The organism is Herpetosiphon gulosus (assembly GCF_039545135.1).
Lineage (GTDB): Bacteria > Chloroflexota > Chloroflexia > Chloroflexales > Herpetosiphonaceae > Herpetosiphon > Herpetosiphon gulosus.
In genome coordinates, this window is record NZ_BAABRU010000014.1 from 74,178 (window position 1) to 93,126 (window position 18,949).

Below are 18,949 nucleotides of genomic sequence, written 5' to 3' on the forward strand. Positions count from 1 at the left end.
AAGGAAGCAGTGTATGTCGCTGATTGCAGGAAACTTGGCGGTCGTTCAAAAGCTCCTCGACGGCGCGGCTATGTCGTGGGGCATTTATGGTGGAGCCGCTGCCCACTTCTATGGCAGCCGTCGGCCAATTAATGATATTGATATTATTGTGCCGGCCAATACCCTAGGGGAAATTGCCCGCTTGTTGCAACAAGGCCAAAAGGCCGTGCAATACGATGGCGGACGAATTCTATGGCGCGGGATCATTTTGCAAGAAGATCTGACAATTCGGTTAAATGGTAACATTTATCCATTTGTGCTTGATCCACCGATGATCGAACGTTTGCAACGCAAACCATTGCTTGGCTCACGCGTGCTCTTTTTAGCTCCTGAAGATGTTTTGGTCCATAAATTGATTCTATATCGTGGGCCAGAGCAACAACGCTTCGATATTGTCGATTGCGAAGGCATTATCAAGCGCCATCAACTTGACCTTGAGTATTTGCGCCAACGGTTGCAAACCAGCAATGCAACCACGATCGTTACGCCACGCATCGCCGATATGGGCGTAACCCTGTAAGCTTTAAGGCATTATGGGCGCATTGTCTGTAGTGCCTAATTGATTAATGCTCAATCCAATAGCTTATGATGAAAACCACTCAACCAGCCCATCCGATCGCTTGGACACTCGGCAATCTGCTGCTTTTTTGTGGTATGTATTTGCTGCTGTATGTTGGTGGCATGTACGCCGATGATTTTTATAATCGCTTGGCGGCGCGTGGCGATAGTACGCTGCCAATTGCTGTGCCAATCATCACGCCCCCTGAGCCAGCAATAACTACATTTCAGGCCCCCACGCTCAATCAACAAACTGTCAGCGACCAACCACCAGCCTTGATTGCCAGTGACCATTCCACGATCAGCCGGATTCAAATTCCGCGCATTGAGGTTGATCAAAAGGTGATCGAGGTTGGTTGGGAATTGCAAGCTGATGTGGCAACATGGCAAGTTGCTAAATATGCAGTTGGTCATCATCAAGGCAGCGCCAACCCCGGCCAACCAAGCAATATTGTGCTAGCAGGCCATGTCGGTGGCTCGGCTCCGGTCTTTGATCGTTTGATCGAGACCCAGCCAGGCGACCAAATTGTGCTCTATAGTAACGGCCAACAATATCTGTATGTGGTGCAATCCAACGAACGAGTACAAGAAGTTGGCGTTTCAGCCGAACAACGCCTGACCAATGCCGCCTACATGAACCCAACCCCCACCGAAACAATTACCTTGATTACCTGTTGGCCACCAACTGGCCCCAACGCCTTTGATCAGCGAATTATTGTGCGAGCCGTGCCCTACACTAGCGCCGCCGAGCAACCTGCTGGCAGTAATTGGCAGATGCGCTAAATCATGTGCAACAAATTATTACCCCCTGCCGTCAGATGAACAGCTATTGACAATATTGGTCATCACAAAGGGGCAATAAGTATGACAAAACGAACTTTAGGCTTGCTGTTGATCGGAGCAGGGATCATCGCACTATTCAGCAATATAGGCAATGGCCTTTTTGGGCGTGATCGTGGCTATGCCTATGAAGAAAGCCAAGCTCGGCACTTCCAAATGCATGATGATTTTGCCCAAACTGGGGCCGAATTTAGCGAAGAAATGGCTGATTTTCAAGCCGAAATGAGCGATCTGCAAGCTGAAATGCAGGGTGTGCAAAGCGAAATCAACGAAGCTGTTGGCTCAAACTGGCGTGAAAGCGGCGCTGAATTCCGTGAAGAAATGGCCAACTTACGGGAGGAAATGCGTGATGTTCAAGCTGAAATGCGCGATGCAATGCCAGCCGCACCATGGGCCGAACCACAACCACACTTCCAATATGAGTATCATCATCGTGATGGTTCACCCTTTGGCTTCTTGCTGTTTCCACTCTTGATTGGTGGTGGGATTTTCTTGTTGGTTCGTCGTCGCCGCATGGTCGTTCGTCGTCATCAAGAAGTTCATCACTTCTAAAAAAGTAAAAGTTTTGCATAACTAAAAGCCCCTGCAATGACGGTTGCAGGGGCTTTATTGCGCTTAGGAATAGACTTGGGAAATTAGCCCAGCACGCGATTGAGATTCGTTTCGAGTTTTTGACGCAAATCGCGGCGTACTTGTTCGCCAGCTGCGGGTGTGGTCAATAATCCAGCTACAATCCCCACAATAAACGAACGCAAGCCAGTTCGGGCACGCCGACCTTTACGCCCAACCTCAGTGGCAACTTCACCTGTTTTATGGGCTACAGCTTGGGCCGCATGCTGGGTAGTTTCACCAACCACATTGGCTGCATCTTTAGCCCGTTCGCCAACCACCGAAGCCGTTTCCTTGGCACGTTCACCAACCACATTGGCTGCATCTTTAGCCCGTTCGCCAACCACCGAAGCCGTTTCCTTGGCGCGTTCACCAACCACATTGGCTGCACCAGTAACCGCTGGAATAACGCTGGCACTAACATCTTGGGCTTTAGCGCTGACAGTTTGGGCGACTGAGCGCAAGGCATCGGGAGCATGCTCACGGGCTTCTTTGGCGCGTTCAGTCGTGGTTGCCAACAACTCTTGGACGATGCCACTCAAACGCTGAACCAAATCGTTGGCTTGATCACGGGCATCGGCGCTTTTGCTGCTCGCCACATCGACTGCACGATGACGCAAATCATCGGCTTGCTCAAGTACCGTTTCGCTAGTGCTGCTCAAGCGCTCTCGCACCTCGGCCACGATATTTTTGGCTTTATCGGCCAACGTCTCACCTTGATCAAGTGCTTGTTCGCGCACATCGGCTAAACGGCTTTTGGTTTGATCACCTAAATCGCTGGCCCGTTCGCGGCTAGCAGCAGCAATGGCAGCCAAGCCAGCAGTAGCCGCTCCAAACAGCGCATTACCTTTATCACGGCCATCAGCAACTTTTTTGCCCAACTGATTAATTGTTTGGTCTAGCTGTTCGCGGCCCGTTTCCAAGCTGGCGTTTAAGCGTTGATTGGCGTGTTTACCAGCTTTGCGTAGCTTCTTTTGCTCACGTTTGAATTCTTTGCGAGCTTGTTTATTGAGGCTATGCAGATAACTATTAGCATCAGCAGCCCGATGCTCAACCTGATCACGCAGATTGTCGGTCAGCAGTGATATTTTTTCGCCCAAGTTTTTTGGGTGATTGTGGCGGCTGCGTGCACCCAATACGCCACCGACAAGGCCACCAGCAATCAAGGCAGCGGTTAGTAATGATTGTTGTTGTTGATCATTCATCAGCAAACTCCTTTGCTCTATATTCGAGCTTGTATCTGCCAAACATATAGCAAACCCTATACCAAGGGAGTTGGAGGTGTTGATCCACGAAGGGCACGAAGGACGTAGCTATTGACTACATGTAATGGATTATGAGGTTAACAACCAGTGCTCATGCCCTCACCCCCAACCCCTCGCCCACGGCGGCGGGCGAGGGGCGCACTGTTGGAGCGGTTCCCCCTTGCCTCGCGTGCGGGCGAGGGGGCGAGGAGGTGAGGGCATGCCATGCGTTGCCAACCCAATGAACCATTACAACTACAGGTTATGGGCTATTAGCTTTCCACAAAACGTTCCGATAGCCCATAGCCTGTAGCCAAAATATTGCTAAACGATCATTACTTCTTGGTAAATCCCAAAGACCTCGCGCAAGACATCGCACATTTCGCCCAATGTGGCATAAGCATTCACCGCCGCCAAAATTGGCTCCATCAGATTGTGCTCGCCTTGCGCTGCTTGGCGTAGGTTGTCCATGGCTTCGGCCCAACGAGCTTGATCGCGTTCGTTACGCACTTTGTTTAGCCGAGCCATGTGTTTGTTCTCGCCGTCAGGGTCCATCTGCAAAATTGGAATTTCAATTGGATCATCAACGGTATACTTGTTGACCCCAACAAAGCCGCGTTGGCCGCTATCAACTTCTTGCTGGAAGCGATACGATGAATCGGCGATTTGCTGTTGAATCCAGCCTTTTTCCAAAGCCGCTTCCATGCCACCTTGCTCCTCGATTCGGCGGAAGTAATCGAGACACTCGGCTTCCATGCGGTTGGTCAAGGCCTCGACAAAATACGAGCCAGCCAACGGATCGATCGTATTGGTCACGCCGCTTTCTTCAGCAATAATTTGCTGGGTACGCAAGGCAATGGTCACAGCTTTTTCCGATGGCAAGGCCAGTGCTTCGTCCATCGCATCGGTATGGAGCGATTGCGTACCACCGATCACCGCTGCCAAAGCTTGAATCGCTACCCGCACGATGTTGTTCTCAGGTTGTTGGGCCGTCAGCGAAACCCCAGCCGTCTGGGTATGAAAACGCATCCACCACGAGCGCGGATTTTTCGCCCCATAAACGTCATGCATTTGGCGTGCCCAAACGCGGCGGGCAGCGCGATACTTGGCAATTTCTTCAAAGAAATCGTTGTGGGCATTGAAGAAGTAGGAAATGCGCGGCGCAAAATCATCAATATTCAGGCCACGTTTGAGACAAGCTTTGACATAAGCAATACCATCGCCCAGCGTAAAGGCCAGCTCTTGGGCAGCCGTAGCCCCAGCCTCGCGAATATGATAGCCACTGACTGAGACTGGATTCCACTTGGGCATATGTTGGGCAGCAAATTCAATTGTATCAACCACCAAGCGCATCGATGGCGCAATCGGGAAGATATATTCGTTCTGGGCAGCATATTCTTTAAGGATGTCGTTTTGAAGTGTGCCACCTAACTTGGCGCGTGAAATGCCGCGCTTTTCCGCCGCCGCAATATACATTGCCCAAATAATTGCCGCTGGCGAGTTAATTGTCATCGAGGTGGTTACTTGATCGAGTGGAATGCCATCGAACAAAATATCCATATCGGCCAATGAGGTGACGGCCACGCCACATTTGCCAAACTCACCTTCAACCAATGGATGATCGGTGTCGCGGCCATAGAGCGTTGGCATATCGAAGGCCGTCGAAAGTCCAGTTTGGCCTTGGCTCAGCAGATATTTAAAGCGAGCATTGGTTTCTTCGGCAGTGCCAAACCCCGCAAACATGCGCATCGTCCAGAGTTTGCCACGATAACCAGTTGGGTGAATCCCACGAGTATAAGGAAACTCACCAGGAAAGCTAATATCCTTATGATAATCAGTGTTGGCAATGTCGAGCGGGGTATACAAGCGTTGAATTGGCTCGCTGGAAATTGTGCTAAATAACGCCGGACGTTCGGGAGTTTTCTGCAGTGTCGGAGCCAGCGTTTCGTCATTCCAGCGCTCCTGCGCCGCCCGCATCTGAGCTAACTGCTCGGGACTAAACATCGTCGTTTCCCCCTTGGGTTATGAAAATTCTCAACGTTCACGCGATATGCTTCCATTGTAGCAAAGAACCGCCAAGATAGAACAAAGAGCATAGAGCATAGAGCATAGTTGTAATGGATTATGAGGTTAACAACCAGTGCTCGTGCCCTCACCCCCAGCCCCTCGCCTCGCGTGCGGGCGAGGGGGTGAGGGCATGCCATGCGTTGCCAACCCAATGAACCATTACACATAGAACATAGCGATCAGCGTTTAATGTAGAGGCGCGGGGCGAGCGAAAGGATGAGGGATGAAGGATGAAAATTCGGCTCTAGGCTATCGGAGATTAGTTAGAAACTTGAGATCCAAAGCCTGTTGGCTATCGGAATAATTGTTCAATACCACAAAACGTTCCGATAGCCTAGAGCCAATTCTTCGTTCGTGTCCTTCGTGCTCTTCGCGGTTTCAAATTAACTAAGCCCTGAACCTTAAATCGATTTTTGTTCTATGTTCTAATTTCGGCGCTTGACAATTAGTGTATTATAGACACTAAGTCAACTTTTCGAGTTACAAAGGATAGCAATATATGACAACCCGCTTTCAACATGGCATTCTCTTCACCGATCAATATCAATTAACCATGTCGCAGGTGTATTATCGATTGGGGCTGCATGAACGCCCAGCCTTGTTCGACCACTACTTTCGTTCGTATCCCAATTATGGAGCGCATGCGGCGGGTTATGCGGTGGCCGCAGGCATGCAACCCTTGCTCGAATGGATGGATACGGCGCGGTTTGGCGAGGGCGAGATCGCCGCGCTCTCGGCCATGAAAGGTCGCACTGGTCAAGCTTTGTTTAGCAGCGATTTTTTGGGCTGGCTGCGCAAATATGGCGATCTCCGTAATGTGACGATTCGGGGGATTCCCGAGGGGCGTGTGGTGCACCACACGGTGCCAATGACGATTGTCGAAGGCCCGCTGGTGCTAGCGCAAATTCTCGAAACGCCCTTGCTAAATATGCTCAACTTCAGCACGCTCATCGCTACCAAAGCGGCGCGGGTACGCGAGAGTGCTGGCGATGGCCTCTTTTTGGAATTTGGCATGCGCCGCGCCCAAGGCTGGGGAGCCAATTTGGCCACTCGTGCAGCCCTCATCGGCGGCGCTGATAGCTCATCGAACGTCGGCGCAGCGCTTGATATGGGTGTGCAGCCAAGTGGCACGCATGCCCATAGTTTGGTCCAAACCGCCATGGCTTTGGGCATGGGCGAATTAGGCGCATTCGAGGCCTACGCTGAAGCTTATCCCGACGACACCCTCCTGCTGGTCGATACAATCAACACCTTGGAAAGCGGCGTACCCAATGCAATCAAGGTATTTGAAAAGCTGCGTCGCCAAGGCCACAAACCCGTTGGCATTCGGCTTGATTCTGGTGACTTGGCCTATTTGAGCATTCAGGCCGCCAAAATGCTCAACACCGCCGGATTCCCCGATGTTTCAATTGTGCTTTCCAACAATCTCGATGAGTTGGTAATTTGGCAGATTTTGACCCAAATTCGGGCCGAAGCGCCGCGCTATGGACTCGAAGCCGATGCGGTGATCAAGCGCTTGGTGTTTGGGGTCGGCACGCATTTGGTCACATCGTGGGGCGAGCCAGCCTTGGGCGGGGTGTATAAATTGGTTTCATTGTTTGATCGCGATACGTGGAAGCCCGCGATCAAGCTTTCAGAGAACCCCCAGAAAACTCCAACGCCTGGGCGCAAGGCAGCATGGCGGGTTTATGATAGCCGTGGGCGAGCCAGCGCCGATGTTCTGACCTTGGATGATGAACATCCACAGCAAAGCGAAGCCTTGAGTTTGTATCACCCAACTGATTCGAGCAAGCAACGCACGCTTAGCCCTGCCGACCACACAATTGAGGCTTTGTATGCAACAGTGCTTGATTCAGGTCGTCGGGTAGTCGATGTGCCCGATTTGGCCGAGTTGCGCGAACGGCGGGTGCGCGATTTGGCGCGGCTTGATCCTGGGGTTTTGCGCTTGGTCAATCCCCACATCTACCACGTTTCGCTCAGCCAACGTTTGTGGGAATTGAAACAGAATCTGATTAAAGAGATGCGCAAGGGTTAGGCACGATCAAACGCCTTGAGATCGGCCACGTTAATAATCAACTGGCAAGTTCAATACTTATTTATAAAAAATTTTAATAAATTTATTATTCGATCAACCCAAGCGATGCTGCCAGAGAATCCTGTAGGCGACACCATTAACCATGGATTGCTTGCAGGATTCGTGGTCAGTTGGGGCAAATTGATCACCGCAACAAGGATTTTTATGCTATGATTGACAATCGTAACCCAATGTACAAGGACAATGGTGTTTGTGCAATGTACCTTCCTCAAGCAACTCAACGCCTAATCGAATTGGCGTTAGCAGAAGACCTCGATGGTGGCGACTTAACGTCACTTGCCACAATTCCGGCTGATTTAGCAGCCAAAGCCCATGTTTTAGTTAAAGATCAGGGTGTGCTCGCGGGCATGGAGGTTGCGGCGGCAGTTTGCCGTTTAGTTGACCCGGCCTTAGAATGGCAACCAGTGTTAGGCGATGGCGCAGCTGTAAAGTATGGCACGATTGTGGCCTATCTCAGCGGACCAGCTCGTTCAGTACTGATGGCCGAGCGTACCTTGCTTAACTTTTTACAGCGGCTTTCGGGTATTGCCAGCAAAACCGCGCTCTACGTTGCCAAAATCGCCGATACCCAAGCCAAACTAGTTGATACCCGCAAAACCACCCCAGGCTGGCGGGCTTTGGAAAAAGCCGCAGTTCGGGCAGGTGGTGGCGCAAATCATCGGTTTAATTTGGGCGATGGCGTGCTGATCAAGGATAATCATCTGGCGCTTGGTGGGCATGATATTGTGGGCGCAATTCAGCGGGCACGGGCTGTCGCGCCGCATACCACCAAAATCGAGGTTGAAGTTGAAGATTTGGCAGGGGTACAAGCAGCACTTGAGGCTGGAGCCGATATCATTATGCTCGATAATATGTCGATTGAAGCCATGCGCGAGGCTGTGCATTTAATCGCTGGGCGGGCTTTGGTCGAGGCTTCGGGCGGCATTACACTTGAGCGGATTCGGGCGGTCGCGGAAACAGGGGTCAATTTGATCTCCTGTGGTGCGATTACTCACTCGGCAACGGCGCTTGACATCAGCTTGGACATTGCAATCAATTCGTAACGTGCTCATCAGTAGGCTATAAGCAATTTATCAGGTTGGCCATGCTACTATTACGCAGTCAGTCCTGAACAATTGCTTACGAACGATTTAGTGCATCGACAAAAGGAGAATGCCATGCGACGACGATGGGTTCGTCTTGGCCTGCTCATGCTTATTGCCATGGGCGTAGTGCTACCTGGAACCAAGGCCGAGGCTACACCGCCGCCGCCCTTAGCCCAGTATTTCCCCGAAACCGGGCAATCAGCGGTCAACTATTTCTGGCAATTTTGGAAGAATACGCCGAATGCCATGCGCGTGTTGGGCTATCCCATTTCCTTGCCATTTATCCAAGAAAGCTTTACCGAGCCTGGTAAATTCTATTTGGTGCAATATTTCGAACGCGCCATCTTAGAAGAACACCCTGAAAACTTCAATCACCCAACCAATGGCAACAAATACTTTGTGCTTGGGCGTTTGCTGGGCAAAGAATTGGCCAAGGGTCGCGAAAATGAGCCAGCCTTCAAGCCAGTCGCCAATCCCAACAATGGCACGGTTTGGTTCCCTGAAACCCAACACACCCTGACCAACACACCTGGCCCATTTTTGACCTTCTGGCGCAATTATGGTGGCCTCTCGGTGTTTGGTTATCCTTTGTCAGAGCCATTCCAAGAGCTGAACCCTGATACTGGCAAGGTCTATTGGGTCCAATATTTCGAGCGTAATCGCTTCGAATATCATCCCGAAGAAAAACCTGAATTCCAAGTGTTGCTTGGTTTGTTGGGTAAACAATACTATAACGAACACAAAACCGAGCCAAAATTGGCCGTTAAGGAATGGTTCTTCCGCTATCACACCCGTGCCGAAGCCATCCCAGCCGATTTTATCTATGGCTACAATGTTCAAGCCTTCTACCAAGAACGCGATCGTTTGTATCAATTGGTCAACAACGCCGCCTTTGGCTGGATTCGCCAACAAGCACCTTGGGAAGATCTCCAAGCTGCTGACGGCACAATCTATTGGGGCGAGTTAGATAAAGTTGTTAACGACGCTCACGCCAAGGGCATTAAAGTCTTGTTGAGTGTGGTTCGTTCGCCTGAATGGGCCAGCGAAAATGGTACTCACGGCTTGCCATCACGCCGCAACTTTCCCAAATTTGGCGATTTTATGCAGCGTATGGCGCAACGTTACAAAGGCAAAGTCCAAGCCTACGAAATTTGGAACGAGCAAAATTATGCAATTGAAAATGGTGGTGTAGTAGCTCCAGCAGCCTATTATGTGGATATGTTGGAATATGCCTACAAAGGCGTGAAAGCTGCTGACCCCGAGGCAATTGTGGTTTCTGGCTCGCCAACCCCAACTGCAACCAATCGCACCGATATTGCAGTTGATGAGTTGATTTACTTTGCCCAAATGTTTGCAATTCCAAAATTCTGGAATAACGTTGACGTAATTGGGGCACACTTCGGCGGCACCTATAATCCACCAGATACGAAGTGGCCCGATAACCCAGGCCCAGGCCCAGGTTGGCGCGACAACTCTGAATTCTACTGGCGACGGATTGAAGATGTGCGTCAAGTGCTGGTCAACAGTGGCAACGGCGACCGCCAAATTTGGGTAACCGAAATTGGCTGGGCTACCGCCAACACTAGCCCAGGCTTTGAGTATGGCAACTCGAATACCATCGAAGAACAAGGAGCTTACCTCGAACGAGCAATGTATATGGCTCGCTACGATTATGCTCCATGGGTTGGCGCAATGTTCGTGTGGAATTTGAACTTCGCGGTGACCTCACCCGATCCGTTGCACGAAACTGCTTCATTCGGGGTATTGAACCCTGATTGGAGCCCACGCCCAGCCTATACCCGCTTGCAACAGTTTGCAGCAACCCATAAATAATTAACCGAGGTCGGTTGCAACAACACGAAGATCACGCTCTGAAACCAGTGTTGTGATCTTCGTGTTGTTGTCTGACGAGGAGTTTGATATGTCTAAATCACGCTGGTTAAGTGCCGCCATGGTCTGCTTGCTAGCCGTTAATCTTTTGGCGGCCTGTGGTGGCGATAGTGCGCCCACTACCCAACCAACCAATCCTGAGGCGGCTACGGTTACGCCCGAAACTGCTGCCCCAACCACTGACAGCAATCCGCCAATGACCACGGGCAATCCTTTGCAATTGCCCTATTTGCAATATGGCGCAGCGGCGCAACTGTACTACACTGATCGTAATCGCGCCTTGACCTTAATGAACAATGCTGGGTTCGATTGGGTGCGCCAACAGATTCAATGGAAAGATATTGAAGGCCCAAAAGGCAACTTTGGCTGGGGCGAGCTTGATGCAATCGTTGCTGATGCCAACGCCAAAAATATCAAAGTGCTGCTGAGCATTGTGCGTTCGCCATCGTGGGCACGCGCCGATGGCACCAATGGCATGCCCGATAACATCAAAGATTTTGGCGATTTCGTCGAGGCCTTGGTTGTGCGCTACAAAGGCAAAGTCCAAGCCTACGAAATTTGGAACGAGCAAAATCTTGATCATGAAAATGGTGGTTCACGTGAGTCGATCGACGCTGCCAAATATGTTGATCTCTTGGTCGAAGCCTACAATCGGATCAAACCGATCGATCCTGAAGCCTTTGTCATTTCAGGAGCATTGACTTCAACTGGTGATTCACCAGCGGCGATCGACGATCTGACCTACTTTGAGCAAATGTTTAGCTACAAAGATGGCATTTTCAAAGATCATATCGATGGTGTAGGCTTCCATCCTTCACCTTCATACAATCCACCAGATACGTTATGGCCCGACCAACCAGGCCCAGGTCCAGGCTGGCTCGAAAGCCCAACCCACTACTTCCGCCATATCGAAAACCTCAAAATCTTGATGGATAAATATGGCATGCAAGATTATCAAGTTTGGGTGACTGAGTTTGGCTGGGCGACCCAAAACACCAGCCCAGGCTATGAATATGGCAACGAAATTAGCTTTGAACAACAAGGCCAATATGTGCTTGATGCACTACAAATGACCCGCCGCGATTACCCATGGGTCGCCACCATGTTTGTGTGGAACCTCAATTTTGCGGTAACTTCGCCTGATCCGCTTGATCAAACCGCCTCATTCGGCATTCTCAACCCCGATTGGAGTCCACGGCCAGTCTTTGAAAAAATTCAAGGCTTTGTTAACGCCGTCAAGACCGAGGAAGGCCGCTAAACGTTGGATTCGGCATAGAACTGTTGCTCTATGCCGAATCGCATACCTTATGCCACAGCCGCCAAGACTCTGGTATACTAGCACGCGGTTTCATACGCAATGGAGGTCAGCGTGATTGCGGTTTATCACCTAAATGCTGGCTCAACTGGCATCGAAGTTCGGATTTTATCTGAGGCTATTCGGAGCGCCCGTAACTTGACATGGGCCGCAACTCCGGCTCATGCTGATATTTTTGTACTGACTGGGCCAATTCCACTGCTGTTGCGCCCAGCTTTAATGAACGTTTGGCGCGATTTTATTGCTGATCGTGCCCCACTAATTGCCTTAGGTCGCGCCAGCATCGATGGGCATCCGTTTGGGCGTGGTGGGCTGGCCGAGCTACCAGAAATTCAAGTAGCCGCCAAAATCGACGGCGATCCGCCGACGGTTGCAGCAATTCAGGCCGGAATTGTCCAAGCCCTCAATGCCCGTACCGCCAAACACTAAAGGTCGTTTATGAATACATTGCTTCAACAATTGATTGCTGCGTTGCTCTACCCTGGTTTGCTCACCACAATGTTGTTAACCCTTGCCGTGATTGGAATTACCAAGTTGCATGCGCCTGGGGGTGGCTTAAGCCGTGGTTTTTTAGCAGCCTTGCAGGGCAAAACCTCGCTCAATCTAGCCCTAGCAGCACTTTTGGCGCTAATTGCCCCAGCATTTTTGCCATGGGCCGGCTCGCCGCTGGCAACAACCCGTTTGGGACAATTATGGTTGGCGTGGGCTTTGCTCGAAACCTCGTTTATGCTAGCACTGATGCCTGGCTTACAAAGTTTGGCTGCTTCGAGCGTGCGGGCCGCCATGCGCGAGGCCCAACTCAGCAGCGCAGGCCGAATTGTGCTTTGGTTGGCGTTGGGGGTGGCACTTTGGACAGGCGATAATTGGCAGTGGAATATTGTGCCAGCGCGATTTTTGGCATTAATCGCAGCGGCCATGGCTTTGCCTGTGGCGCTTGGTTGGGGGCCATTTGCCCACGATTGGAGCCTCACCCCAGGCGGCCCCGAAGCCGAACTCAACCGCGCTAGTGCCGAGCTAGCCCAATGGGGCCGGGCGATTCGTGCGACCGTCTTGTTAAGCTTGATTCCACTTTTGGGTTTTCCAATCACGGCAGGCTTGCATTGGTCGTTGCATGTGGCCTTGACCATCGCTACTACCTTGGCCTTGGCGGGAGTTGGCCGTTATATTAATGGTTCAACTGTGCGCCAACCCTTGAGTGAGAGCTTACGTTGGTGTTATACTCGCGCCTTGCCTTTAGCCTTGCTGAGCGGAATTGTCTTGGTGGCGATGCAGCGTTGGCTGTAGGAGAGAAGCGATGACTGCCTTATTGCTTGAGAAAATCGTCAAACGTTTTGATACGACAACCATTTTGCGCCAACTCAATTTGCTGGTGCAAGAAGGTCAGGTTTATGGGTTGCTAGGAGCCAATGGCGCAGGCAAATCGACCTTAATTCACCTAATCATGGGTTTTTTATACCCCGATAGTGGCCGAATTGAGGTTTTTGGCAAAACACCCACTGCCATGCATGGTCAAATTGGCTACTTGCCTGAACGCCTACGCTACCACACTCACTGTAGTGCCCGCGAATATCTGACTGCTATGGGCAATTTTGCTGGCATGCGCGGAGCCAGCCTCACCAGCCGGATCAACGATTTGCTCGAATTGGTTGGTTTAACTGAGGCTGCTGATCGGCGGATGCGCAATTATTCCAAGGGTATGACTCAGCGCGTCGGAATCGCCCAAGCCTTGCTTAGCGACCCGCAACTGCTGCTGATCGACGAGCCATCATCGGGCCTCGACCCGCAAGGTCAACTTGAAATGCGCGATCTTTTGCTGGATTTACGCAGTCATGGCCATACGATTTTGATCTGCTCGCATCAGCTTGATGAGATTGAGGCAGTCTGTAATCGGGTGGGCATTTTAGTGCATGGTGCAATTGCTGCTGAAACCGATTTAGCCCAACTAACTGGCACGAACGGCGTAGTCATCACGCTTAAAGAAACCCCAACCGATGCGCTCGATTTTGCCCTACGTTCGATCGACCCAAGCATTGTGCGTGATGATCGCTTTATCACTGTGCCCGAAAATAGCCCAACCTTGCAAGGGCGTTTATTGCAATTATTGCTTGACGAAGGTTATACCGTGGCTTCATTGCAACCAAGCCTTGGCAATCTGCGCGATCTCTATTTGCACGTTGTATCTGGTAAAGAACCACCAGCTGAAATGCAGCCCCAAGCGCCGCTGGCTATTCTGGATAGTTTGTTAGCTGGCGAGGAGCAGCAATAATGGCAAAACTTCGACAAATTTGGGCTTGGACACGCTTCATTTGGAGCGAATACCAACGAACAGGGCGTTTTTTGGTTGAGCTAGGGGCATTAATTATTTTTGCCTATGTATTTCTACGCAAACCCAATGTTGAGGCGCATCTTACCGCCACTCAATTCTTTGGCATGACCGCCATTTTTGTGCTCTGTCAGACAATTTTCACCACAACGATGATGGCAGGCCTGGGCAATCGACCGCAAGGCTATGTGGTTTTGGCTCGCTCATTAGGTCGCAAAGGCTATTTAGTTGGCCTCTTTTTAGTCGCCTTTTTAATGAGCTTGGTTAATTTAATTCTCTGTACTATTATCGTCACCATCATCAACAAGCCCGTCTTGTGGGATGCAGTGATTTGGGGCGCGGGAGCCTTGCCGCTAATTTTAGATATTGCTTTGGTAACTGCCTTAGTGCTGTTACTCTCAAGTTTGGTGTTATCGCAAGGCTGGCGCTTGAGCATTTTGGCGGTAATTGCCTTGGCTTCGTTGAGTACCAGCGATATTTTCACCAATACCTTTGATCCAAATGGCAGCCTTGGCAAAATTTTGGCAGCAATTCGCACGATCGTTGGCATTCCGCTAACCCCATTGTTTGCAGGCTTTGAACTAGCGGTTACGCGCCAAGCCTATGAAAGCAATTTGAATCAGGCCTTGGCAATTTTAGCTGGTCAGGCTGCGCTATTAATTGCGGTGAGTGCGTTTGGCTTTTTTGCCTTTGAACGGCGCGATATTATTTTAGGAGCCTAAGGTGCAAGCTGATGTGTTGGTGATTGGCGCAGGCCTTGCTGGCTTGTGGAGCGCAATCTTGCATGCGCAAGCAGGCCGCAAGGTTACCCTACTGGCCAAAGGCCAAGGAACCTTGCCATGGAGCAGCGGTTGCCTTGATCTCGTGCCGCAACAACCAACCAACCCAGATCATCCCTACTCCAAACTCCAAACTGCACTTGAACCAGCAACTCACGCTTGGCTTAAATTCAGCCAACAGCAAGATTATCGGTTTGTTGCCAACTTAAAGCAGCATTATTGGCTGCCAACAGCAATCGGTACATGGCGACCAACCAACGCCGTACCATTAACCATGCTCAATGCTGAACGCTCAATCATCAGCAGTTATCGGGTGTTGGTGCTAGGCTTCCGCGAATTACGCGATTTCTTCCCGCCCTTGTTGTCAGCACGACTTACCCAGCAAGGCCTTGCCGCTCGTGGTTGCTACTTAACCATGCCTCCTAGCCAACGATCCCGAGATTTCAATAGCGCTAATTTGGCGCGTTTATGCGAACATGCTAGTTTTCGCCAAGCCCTGATCAAGCAGATCGATCAGATTCGTGGTGATGCTCAACTACTGCTGTTTCCCGCCGTACTTGGCATCAGCCACACCACCAGCATCATCAATGAGTTGCAAACAGCCTTAGGATGTTTGGTGGCTGAAGTGCCAACCCTGCCGACCAATGTGGCCGGATTACGCTTGCAACGCATGTTGATGACGGAATTAGAGCGGTTGAATGGGCGAATTCAACTGAATGCTGAGGTTATTCGCGGCGAATTTGTCGATCGGCGCTTGGTTGCGGTCTATAGTGCGGCGGCGGCTCGCGAACAGCGCCATACTGCTGATCACTATATTTTGGCAACTGGTGGCATTGGCGGTGGTGGATTACGCGCCGATTATCCCAATGGCTTACGTGAAACAGCGCTGAATTTGCCAGTTCAGCAACCCAACCAGCGTGATCAATGGTTCGAGGCCAATGTGCATGCCCAACATCAACTCTTCACATCGGGCATTGCAGTTAATCAACAACTTCAGCCAATTGATGCTGAACAGCAGCCAATCGCTGAAAATGTGCAAGTGGTTGGGGCAGCCTTGGCTGGCTGCGACCCAATTCGCGAACGCTGGGTTGAGGGTTTAGCCCTTGCCAGCGCGACCTTTGGCTTTGAGAGTCGAGCGTTCAGGGGCTAGGGGGCAGGGATCAGTTAAGAGTCGAGGATTCAGGGGCTAGGGGCCAGGGATCAGTTTGGATTACAAAAATAGGCTATTGGCTTTTGATATTCCAACCAATCTCCGATAGCCGATAGCCATACTCCACTCTGCGCCTCTGGGTTAAATCTAGCCCCTGAACCCTAGTCCCTCACCCTAATGTTCTTTAGCGGACTGTCATAACTTCGACATCAAACACCAAATCGGCGTTAGCTGGAATCGTCCCCTGACCTTGCTCGCCATAGGCCAAGGCTGAAGGAATAATCAAGCGGCGTTTGCCTCCTTGCTTGATGCCAACCAATCCTTCGTTCCAGCCCGTGATGACCATTGCTCCGCCAACACCTTCAACCGCAAATGGCTGGCCCCCAACATTTGAATCGAATTGTGAGCCATCGGATTTAAGGTAGCCAGTGTAAAAAACCTCAGCCGTTGAACCAGCGGTTACTTCGGGGCCACTACCGACTACAATATCCACATAGCGCAAGCCACTGGCAGTTTGCTTAACTTCTAAACCATTGGGCAGCGCTGGAATAACTGCCGAAACATCTGAAATATCTACGCCAGTCGTTGCTGAGGTTGGCATAGCGGTGGGGTTTTCGGGGCGAGCAATCTCACCACAGCCAATCAAACTCACTGCAACCAACATCGAAAGAAGAATACGCTTCACGGAAAGCCCTTTCATCACAAATTGAAACCAAACGCCGCTATTATACCTTGCTTCACGGATTCATCAGCTTTACATCATTTTCAAAGCGTTGGCAATCTTCTAGGATAGGGCGTGGAACAATCTATGCATGGTTGACGTTATATTGATACGCAAACACAAAGGGGGTTCCCAATGGAACGATTGTCAGACAAAATTTCAGCCGCATTATTCGTCGTTATGCTTCTGTCGATACCCTTTTTATATGCAATTGTCAGCGGCAGTTAACTTCACTGTCGCCAAATATTAATCTCACTCAGCACATGAGTCGTGTATAATGCGGCGAAGGAGATTAGGTATGGCACAACCAACTGAGATTGTTCACCTGCTACGCCCCTTCGGGCGGCGCTTACGCCTTGCCGATACATTGCAATGGCTGAGTCGTACATTTTGGCTACCGGCGCTTGGCTTTGCCTTAATCCAAGGTGCTGGTCGGCTCTTCCCAATTCCCAACTGGACATTATGGTCGTTAGTGCCTTTTGCGGTTTGGCTCGTTGCCTTACTGGTTGTAGCGCTACGCCCACAATCGAGCAATCGCATCGCCCAACGTAGCGATCTCGAACTCGATTTGCGCGAACGGCTCTCGACTGCGCTCGAATTGCACAAACGCGATGATCGCGGGCCACTTGATGATGTTCAATATAATGATGCACTCGATAAAGCCCGTAACGCTAATGCCAAGGATATTCGGGTTGCACCACCGCGCAAACATCGCTTGTGGTGGGGTTTGGCAACAATGTTCCTTGTGCTAGGCATTACTTCGGCTGTATTGCCGAATGCCCAAAGCACTGTTTTGGCTGAACGCGAGGCCGTCAAAACCGATCTCGAACGGATTGCCGACCGCATCGACCAAACCCGTGAAGAAATTGCCAAAGACGAAACGCTTTCGCCTGAAGAACGCGCTGAATTGGATCGCCAATTAGCTGAATTATCCAAGGATTTGCGCGAAAATACTGGCTCACGCGAAGATGCCTTGGCTAAAATCTCGCGCACCGAGCAGCAATTGCAAAAGCGCTTGGATTCACGTGCCAGTGCTCGTCAAGCTTCGTTGCAAGAGTTAGCCCAAGCCTTGAAAAACCAGCGTGGAGCCAACCAAGAGCAACGCCCTGAAGCCAGTGATGCCGCCAAAGAGTTGGAACAAGCCGCCCAAGATGCTGAGAAGATGACTCCTGAGCAGCGTGAGCAATTGGCCAATGCGCTTGAACAACAAGCCAACCAAACTGCGGCAACTAATCCTGAATTGGCTCAATCGTTGCGCGATGCTGCGAGCGCTTTACGCAACGGCAACCTTGCCGATGCTCGCTCAGCTTTGCAACGGGCCAGCAACCAAGCCAGCCAAAGCGCTGAGCAATTACAAGATCAAGAAGGTGTTGAACAGGCCTTGAGTGAAGTGCAAAATAGCCGTGACCAAGCTGCCCAAGCTGGCCAGCAAGGCCAACAAAATCAACAAGCTGGCCAACAAGGTCAACAAGGCCAACAAAATCAACAAGCTGGTCAACAAGGTCAGCAGGGTCAACAAGGTCAGCAGGGTCAGCAAGGCCAACAAGGTCAGCAAGGCCAAGGCCAGGGTCAAGGTCAGGGTCAAGGCCAGGGTCAAGGTCAAGGCCAGGGTCAAGGTCAAGGCCAGGGCCAGGGTCAAGGTGGTGGTGGTAGCCAATCCAGCAATCTTGGCTCAGGCAACAGCAATGGCAGTGGCAATGGTACAGGCCGCAACGATCGCGACTTCCCTGGCACTGGCAACGATAAAGGCCTCGTCTACCAACCATGGAAACCAGGCGCTGCCAATGACCCAAGTAGTGTGAGCGGCCAGCCCAATGGTAGTGGTAATGCGCCCAGCCAACCAAGCGGCAGCACTGGCCCGGGGATCGCCAATGGCTCACAAGTGCCCTATAATCAAGCTGGCTCTGACTACCAAGAATCGGCAGGGCGGGCGGTGGATAGCGGATACATCCCACCACAATTGAAAAACTTTATCCGCGACTACTTTAACCAATTGGAACAGTAAGAGGATTCTATGTTTCTAGCCCTTGAGTTAGTGTTTCTAAGCCTTCTCGCAGGCGGTATGTGGACACTGTTGGTCGCAACGCGACGCTTCAACATCAGCCAACGTGCAATGACGATTTCGTTTGCTGTTACTGCGCTCGGCTGGATGGGCTTTTTGCTCACCACAATTGCTCTGCTCGTTTATGCCACAACACAACTCACGTAGCGAAGAGCAAGAGTTTTAGGTTCAA

The 18,949-nt window shown here is 51.0% G+C and carries 17 protein-coding genes; 14 read left to right on the forward strand and 3 right to left on the reverse strand.

Going from position 1 to position 18,949, the window contains the following annotated elements; all coding sequences use genetic code 11:
- Positions 1–13 precede the first annotated feature (13 nt).
- The 3 genes from ABEB26_RS18765 (at position 14) to ABEB26_RS18775 (ending at position 1,989) form a co-directional block, all read left to right on the forward strand.
- Positions 14–559 carry a nucleotidyltransferase gene (locus ABEB26_RS18765; protein ID WP_345723573.1) on the forward strand — a complete coding sequence of 182 codons (546 nt, stop codon included), beginning with the start codon at positions 14–16 and terminating at the stop codon, positions 557–559.
- Positions 560–624: 65 nt separating this feature from the next.
- On the forward strand, positions 625–1,380 hold the full coding sequence (locus tag ABEB26_RS18770; RefSeq protein WP_345723574.1) for a sortase: 756 nt from the start codon (positions 625–627) through the stop codon (positions 1,378–1,380).
- A gap of 81 nt (positions 1,381–1,461) precedes the next feature.
- Complete coding sequence (locus tag ABEB26_RS18775) at positions 1,462–1,989, forward strand: hypothetical protein (RefSeq protein ID WP_345723575.1); 528 nt, start codon at positions 1,462–1,464, stop codon at positions 1,987–1,989.
- 83 nt (positions 1,990–2,072) lie between these two features.
- On the opposite strand, the gene ABEB26_RS18780 is transcribed toward ABEB26_RS18775, so the two are convergent.
- Positions 2,073–3,251, reverse strand: coding sequence for a hypothetical protein (locus tag ABEB26_RS18780; RefSeq protein WP_345723576.1), 1,179 nt, complete (start codon positions 3,249–3,251; stop codon positions 2,073–2,075).
- A 363-nt stretch (positions 3,252–3,614) separates the two neighbouring features.
- A complete protein-coding gene (locus ABEB26_RS18785) occupies positions 3,615–5,294 on the reverse strand; it encodes an acyl-CoA mutase large subunit family protein (protein WP_345723577.1) in 1,680 nt (559 codons plus the stop codon).
- 562 nt (positions 5,295–5,856) lie between these two features.
- Here ABEB26_RS18785 and ABEB26_RS18790 point away from each other — a divergent pair.
- The 9 genes from ABEB26_RS18790 (at position 5,857) to glpB (ending at position 15,994) form a co-directional block, all read left to right on the forward strand.
- Positions 5,857–7,392 carry a nicotinate phosphoribosyltransferase gene (locus ABEB26_RS18790; protein ID WP_345723578.1) on the forward strand — a complete coding sequence of 512 codons (1,536 nt, stop codon included), beginning with the start codon at positions 5,857–5,859 and terminating at the stop codon, positions 7,390–7,392.
- A gap of 257 nt (positions 7,393–7,649) precedes the next feature.
- Positions 7,650–8,495 carry a carboxylating nicotinate-nucleotide diphosphorylase gene (gene nadC, locus ABEB26_RS18795; protein WP_345723634.1) on the forward strand — a complete coding sequence of 282 codons (846 nt, stop codon included), beginning with the start codon at positions 7,650–7,652 and terminating at the stop codon, positions 8,493–8,495.
- 114 nt (positions 8,496–8,609) lie between these two features.
- Positions 8,610–10,370 (forward strand): cellulase family glycosylhydrolase, encoded by a 1,761-nt coding sequence (locus tag ABEB26_RS18800; protein WP_345723579.1) that lies wholly within the window; start codon positions 8,610–8,612, stop codon positions 10,368–10,370.
- An 88-nt stretch (positions 10,371–10,458) separates the two neighbouring features.
- Positions 10,459–11,685: a cellulase family glycosylhydrolase gene (locus tag ABEB26_RS18805; protein ID WP_345723580.1), complete on the forward strand. Its 1,227-nt coding sequence runs from the start codon at positions 10,459–10,461 to the stop codon at positions 11,683–11,685.
- A 111-nt stretch (positions 11,686–11,796) separates the two neighbouring features.
- Complete coding sequence (locus tag ABEB26_RS18810) at positions 11,797–12,171, forward strand: NADH:ubiquinone oxidoreductase (protein WP_345723581.1); 375 nt, start codon at positions 11,797–11,799, stop codon at positions 12,169–12,171.
- A gap of 9 nt (positions 12,172–12,180) precedes the next feature.
- A complete protein-coding gene (locus ABEB26_RS18815) occupies positions 12,181–13,026 on the forward strand; it encodes a hypothetical protein (RefSeq protein ID WP_345723582.1) in 846 nt (281 codons plus the stop codon).
- A gap of 10 nt (positions 13,027–13,036) precedes the next feature.
- Positions 13,037–14,008 carry an ABC transporter ATP-binding protein gene (locus ABEB26_RS18820; protein WP_345723583.1) on the forward strand — a complete coding sequence of 324 codons (972 nt, stop codon included), beginning with the start codon at positions 13,037–13,039 and terminating at the stop codon, positions 14,006–14,008.
- The gene (locus ABEB26_RS18825; protein WP_345723584.1) at positions 14,008–14,787 is read left to right on the forward strand and encodes a hypothetical protein; all 780 of its coding nucleotides are present in this window, start codon (positions 14,008–14,010) and stop codon (positions 14,785–14,787) included. The genes ABEB26_RS18820 and ABEB26_RS18825 overlap by 1 nt, the downstream gene beginning before the upstream one ends.
- A gap of 1 nt (position 14,788) precedes the next feature.
- A complete protein-coding gene (glpB, locus tag ABEB26_RS18830; protein ID WP_345723585.1) occupies positions 14,789–15,994 on the forward strand; it encodes a glycerol-3-phosphate dehydrogenase subunit GlpB in 1,206 nt (401 codons plus the stop codon).
- A 184-nt stretch (positions 15,995–16,178) separates the two neighbouring features.
- On the opposite strand, the gene ABEB26_RS18835 is transcribed toward glpB, so the two are convergent.
- Positions 16,179–16,679, reverse strand: a complete 501-nt coding sequence (locus tag ABEB26_RS18835) for an FKBP-type peptidyl-prolyl cis-trans isomerase (RefSeq protein ID WP_345723586.1) — start codon at positions 16,677–16,679, stop codon at positions 16,179–16,181.
- 334 nt (positions 16,680–17,013) lie between these two features.
- On the opposite strand from ABEB26_RS18835, the gene ABEB26_RS18840 reads away from it, so the two are divergent.
- Both ABEB26_RS18840 and ABEB26_RS18845 read left to right on the forward strand, forming a co-directional pair.
- The gene (locus ABEB26_RS18840; RefSeq protein WP_345723587.1) at positions 17,014–18,720 is read left to right on the forward strand and encodes a coiled-coil domain-containing protein; all 1,707 of its coding nucleotides are present in this window, start codon (positions 17,014–17,016) and stop codon (positions 18,718–18,720) included.
- Positions 18,721–18,729: 9 nt separating this feature from the next.
- The gene (locus tag ABEB26_RS18845; RefSeq protein ID WP_041303822.1) at positions 18,730–18,924 is read left to right on the forward strand and encodes a hypothetical protein; all 195 of its coding nucleotides are present in this window, start codon (positions 18,730–18,732) and stop codon (positions 18,922–18,924) included.
- Positions 18,925–18,949: the final 25 nt, after the last annotated feature.

Bases quoted from the DNA above. Each gene is read 5' to 3' on its own strand.
- ABEB26_RS18765 (WP_345723573.1), top strand. From the start codon at position 14: ATGTCGCTGATTGCAGGAAACTTGGCGGTCGTTCAAAAGCTCCTCGAC.
- ABEB26_RS18770 (WP_345723574.1), top strand. From the start codon at position 625: ATGATGAAAACCACTCAACCAGCCCATCCGATCGCTTGGACACTCGGC.
- ABEB26_RS18775 (WP_345723575.1), top strand. From the start codon at position 1,462: ATGACAAAACGAACTTTAGGCTTGCTGTTGATCGGAGCAGGGATCATC.
- ABEB26_RS18780 (WP_345723576.1), bottom strand. From the start codon at position 3,251: ATGAATGATCAACAACAACAATCATTACTAACCGCTGCCTTGATTGCT.
- ABEB26_RS18785 (WP_345723577.1), bottom strand. From the start codon at position 5,294: ATGTTTAGTCCCGAGCAGTTAGCTCAGATGCGGGCGGCGCAGGAGCGC.
- ABEB26_RS18790 (WP_345723578.1), top strand. From the start codon at position 5,857: ATGACAACCCGCTTTCAACATGGCATTCTCTTCACCGATCAATATCAA.
- nadC (WP_345723634.1), top strand. From the start codon at position 7,650: ATGTACCTTCCTCAAGCAACTCAACGCCTAATCGAATTGGCGTTAGCA.
- ABEB26_RS18800 (WP_345723579.1), top strand. From the start codon at position 8,610: ATGCGACGACGATGGGTTCGTCTTGGCCTGCTCATGCTTATTGCCATG.
- ABEB26_RS18805 (WP_345723580.1), top strand. From the start codon at position 10,459: ATGTCTAAATCACGCTGGTTAAGTGCCGCCATGGTCTGCTTGCTAGCC.
- ABEB26_RS18815 (WP_345723582.1), top strand. From the start codon at position 12,181: ATGAATACATTGCTTCAACAATTGATTGCTGCGTTGCTCTACCCTGGT.
- ABEB26_RS18820 (WP_345723583.1), top strand. From the start codon at position 13,037: ATGACTGCCTTATTGCTTGAGAAAATCGTCAAACGTTTTGATACGACA.
- ABEB26_RS18825 (WP_345723584.1), top strand. From the start codon at position 14,008: ATGGCAAAACTTCGACAAATTTGGGCTTGGACACGCTTCATTTGGAGC.
- ABEB26_RS18840 (WP_345723587.1), top strand. From the start codon at position 17,014: ATGGCACAACCAACTGAGATTGTTCACCTGCTACGCCCCTTCGGGCGG.
- ABEB26_RS18845 (WP_041303822.1), top strand. From the start codon at position 18,730: ATGTTTCTAGCCCTTGAGTTAGTGTTTCTAAGCCTTCTCGCAGGCGGT.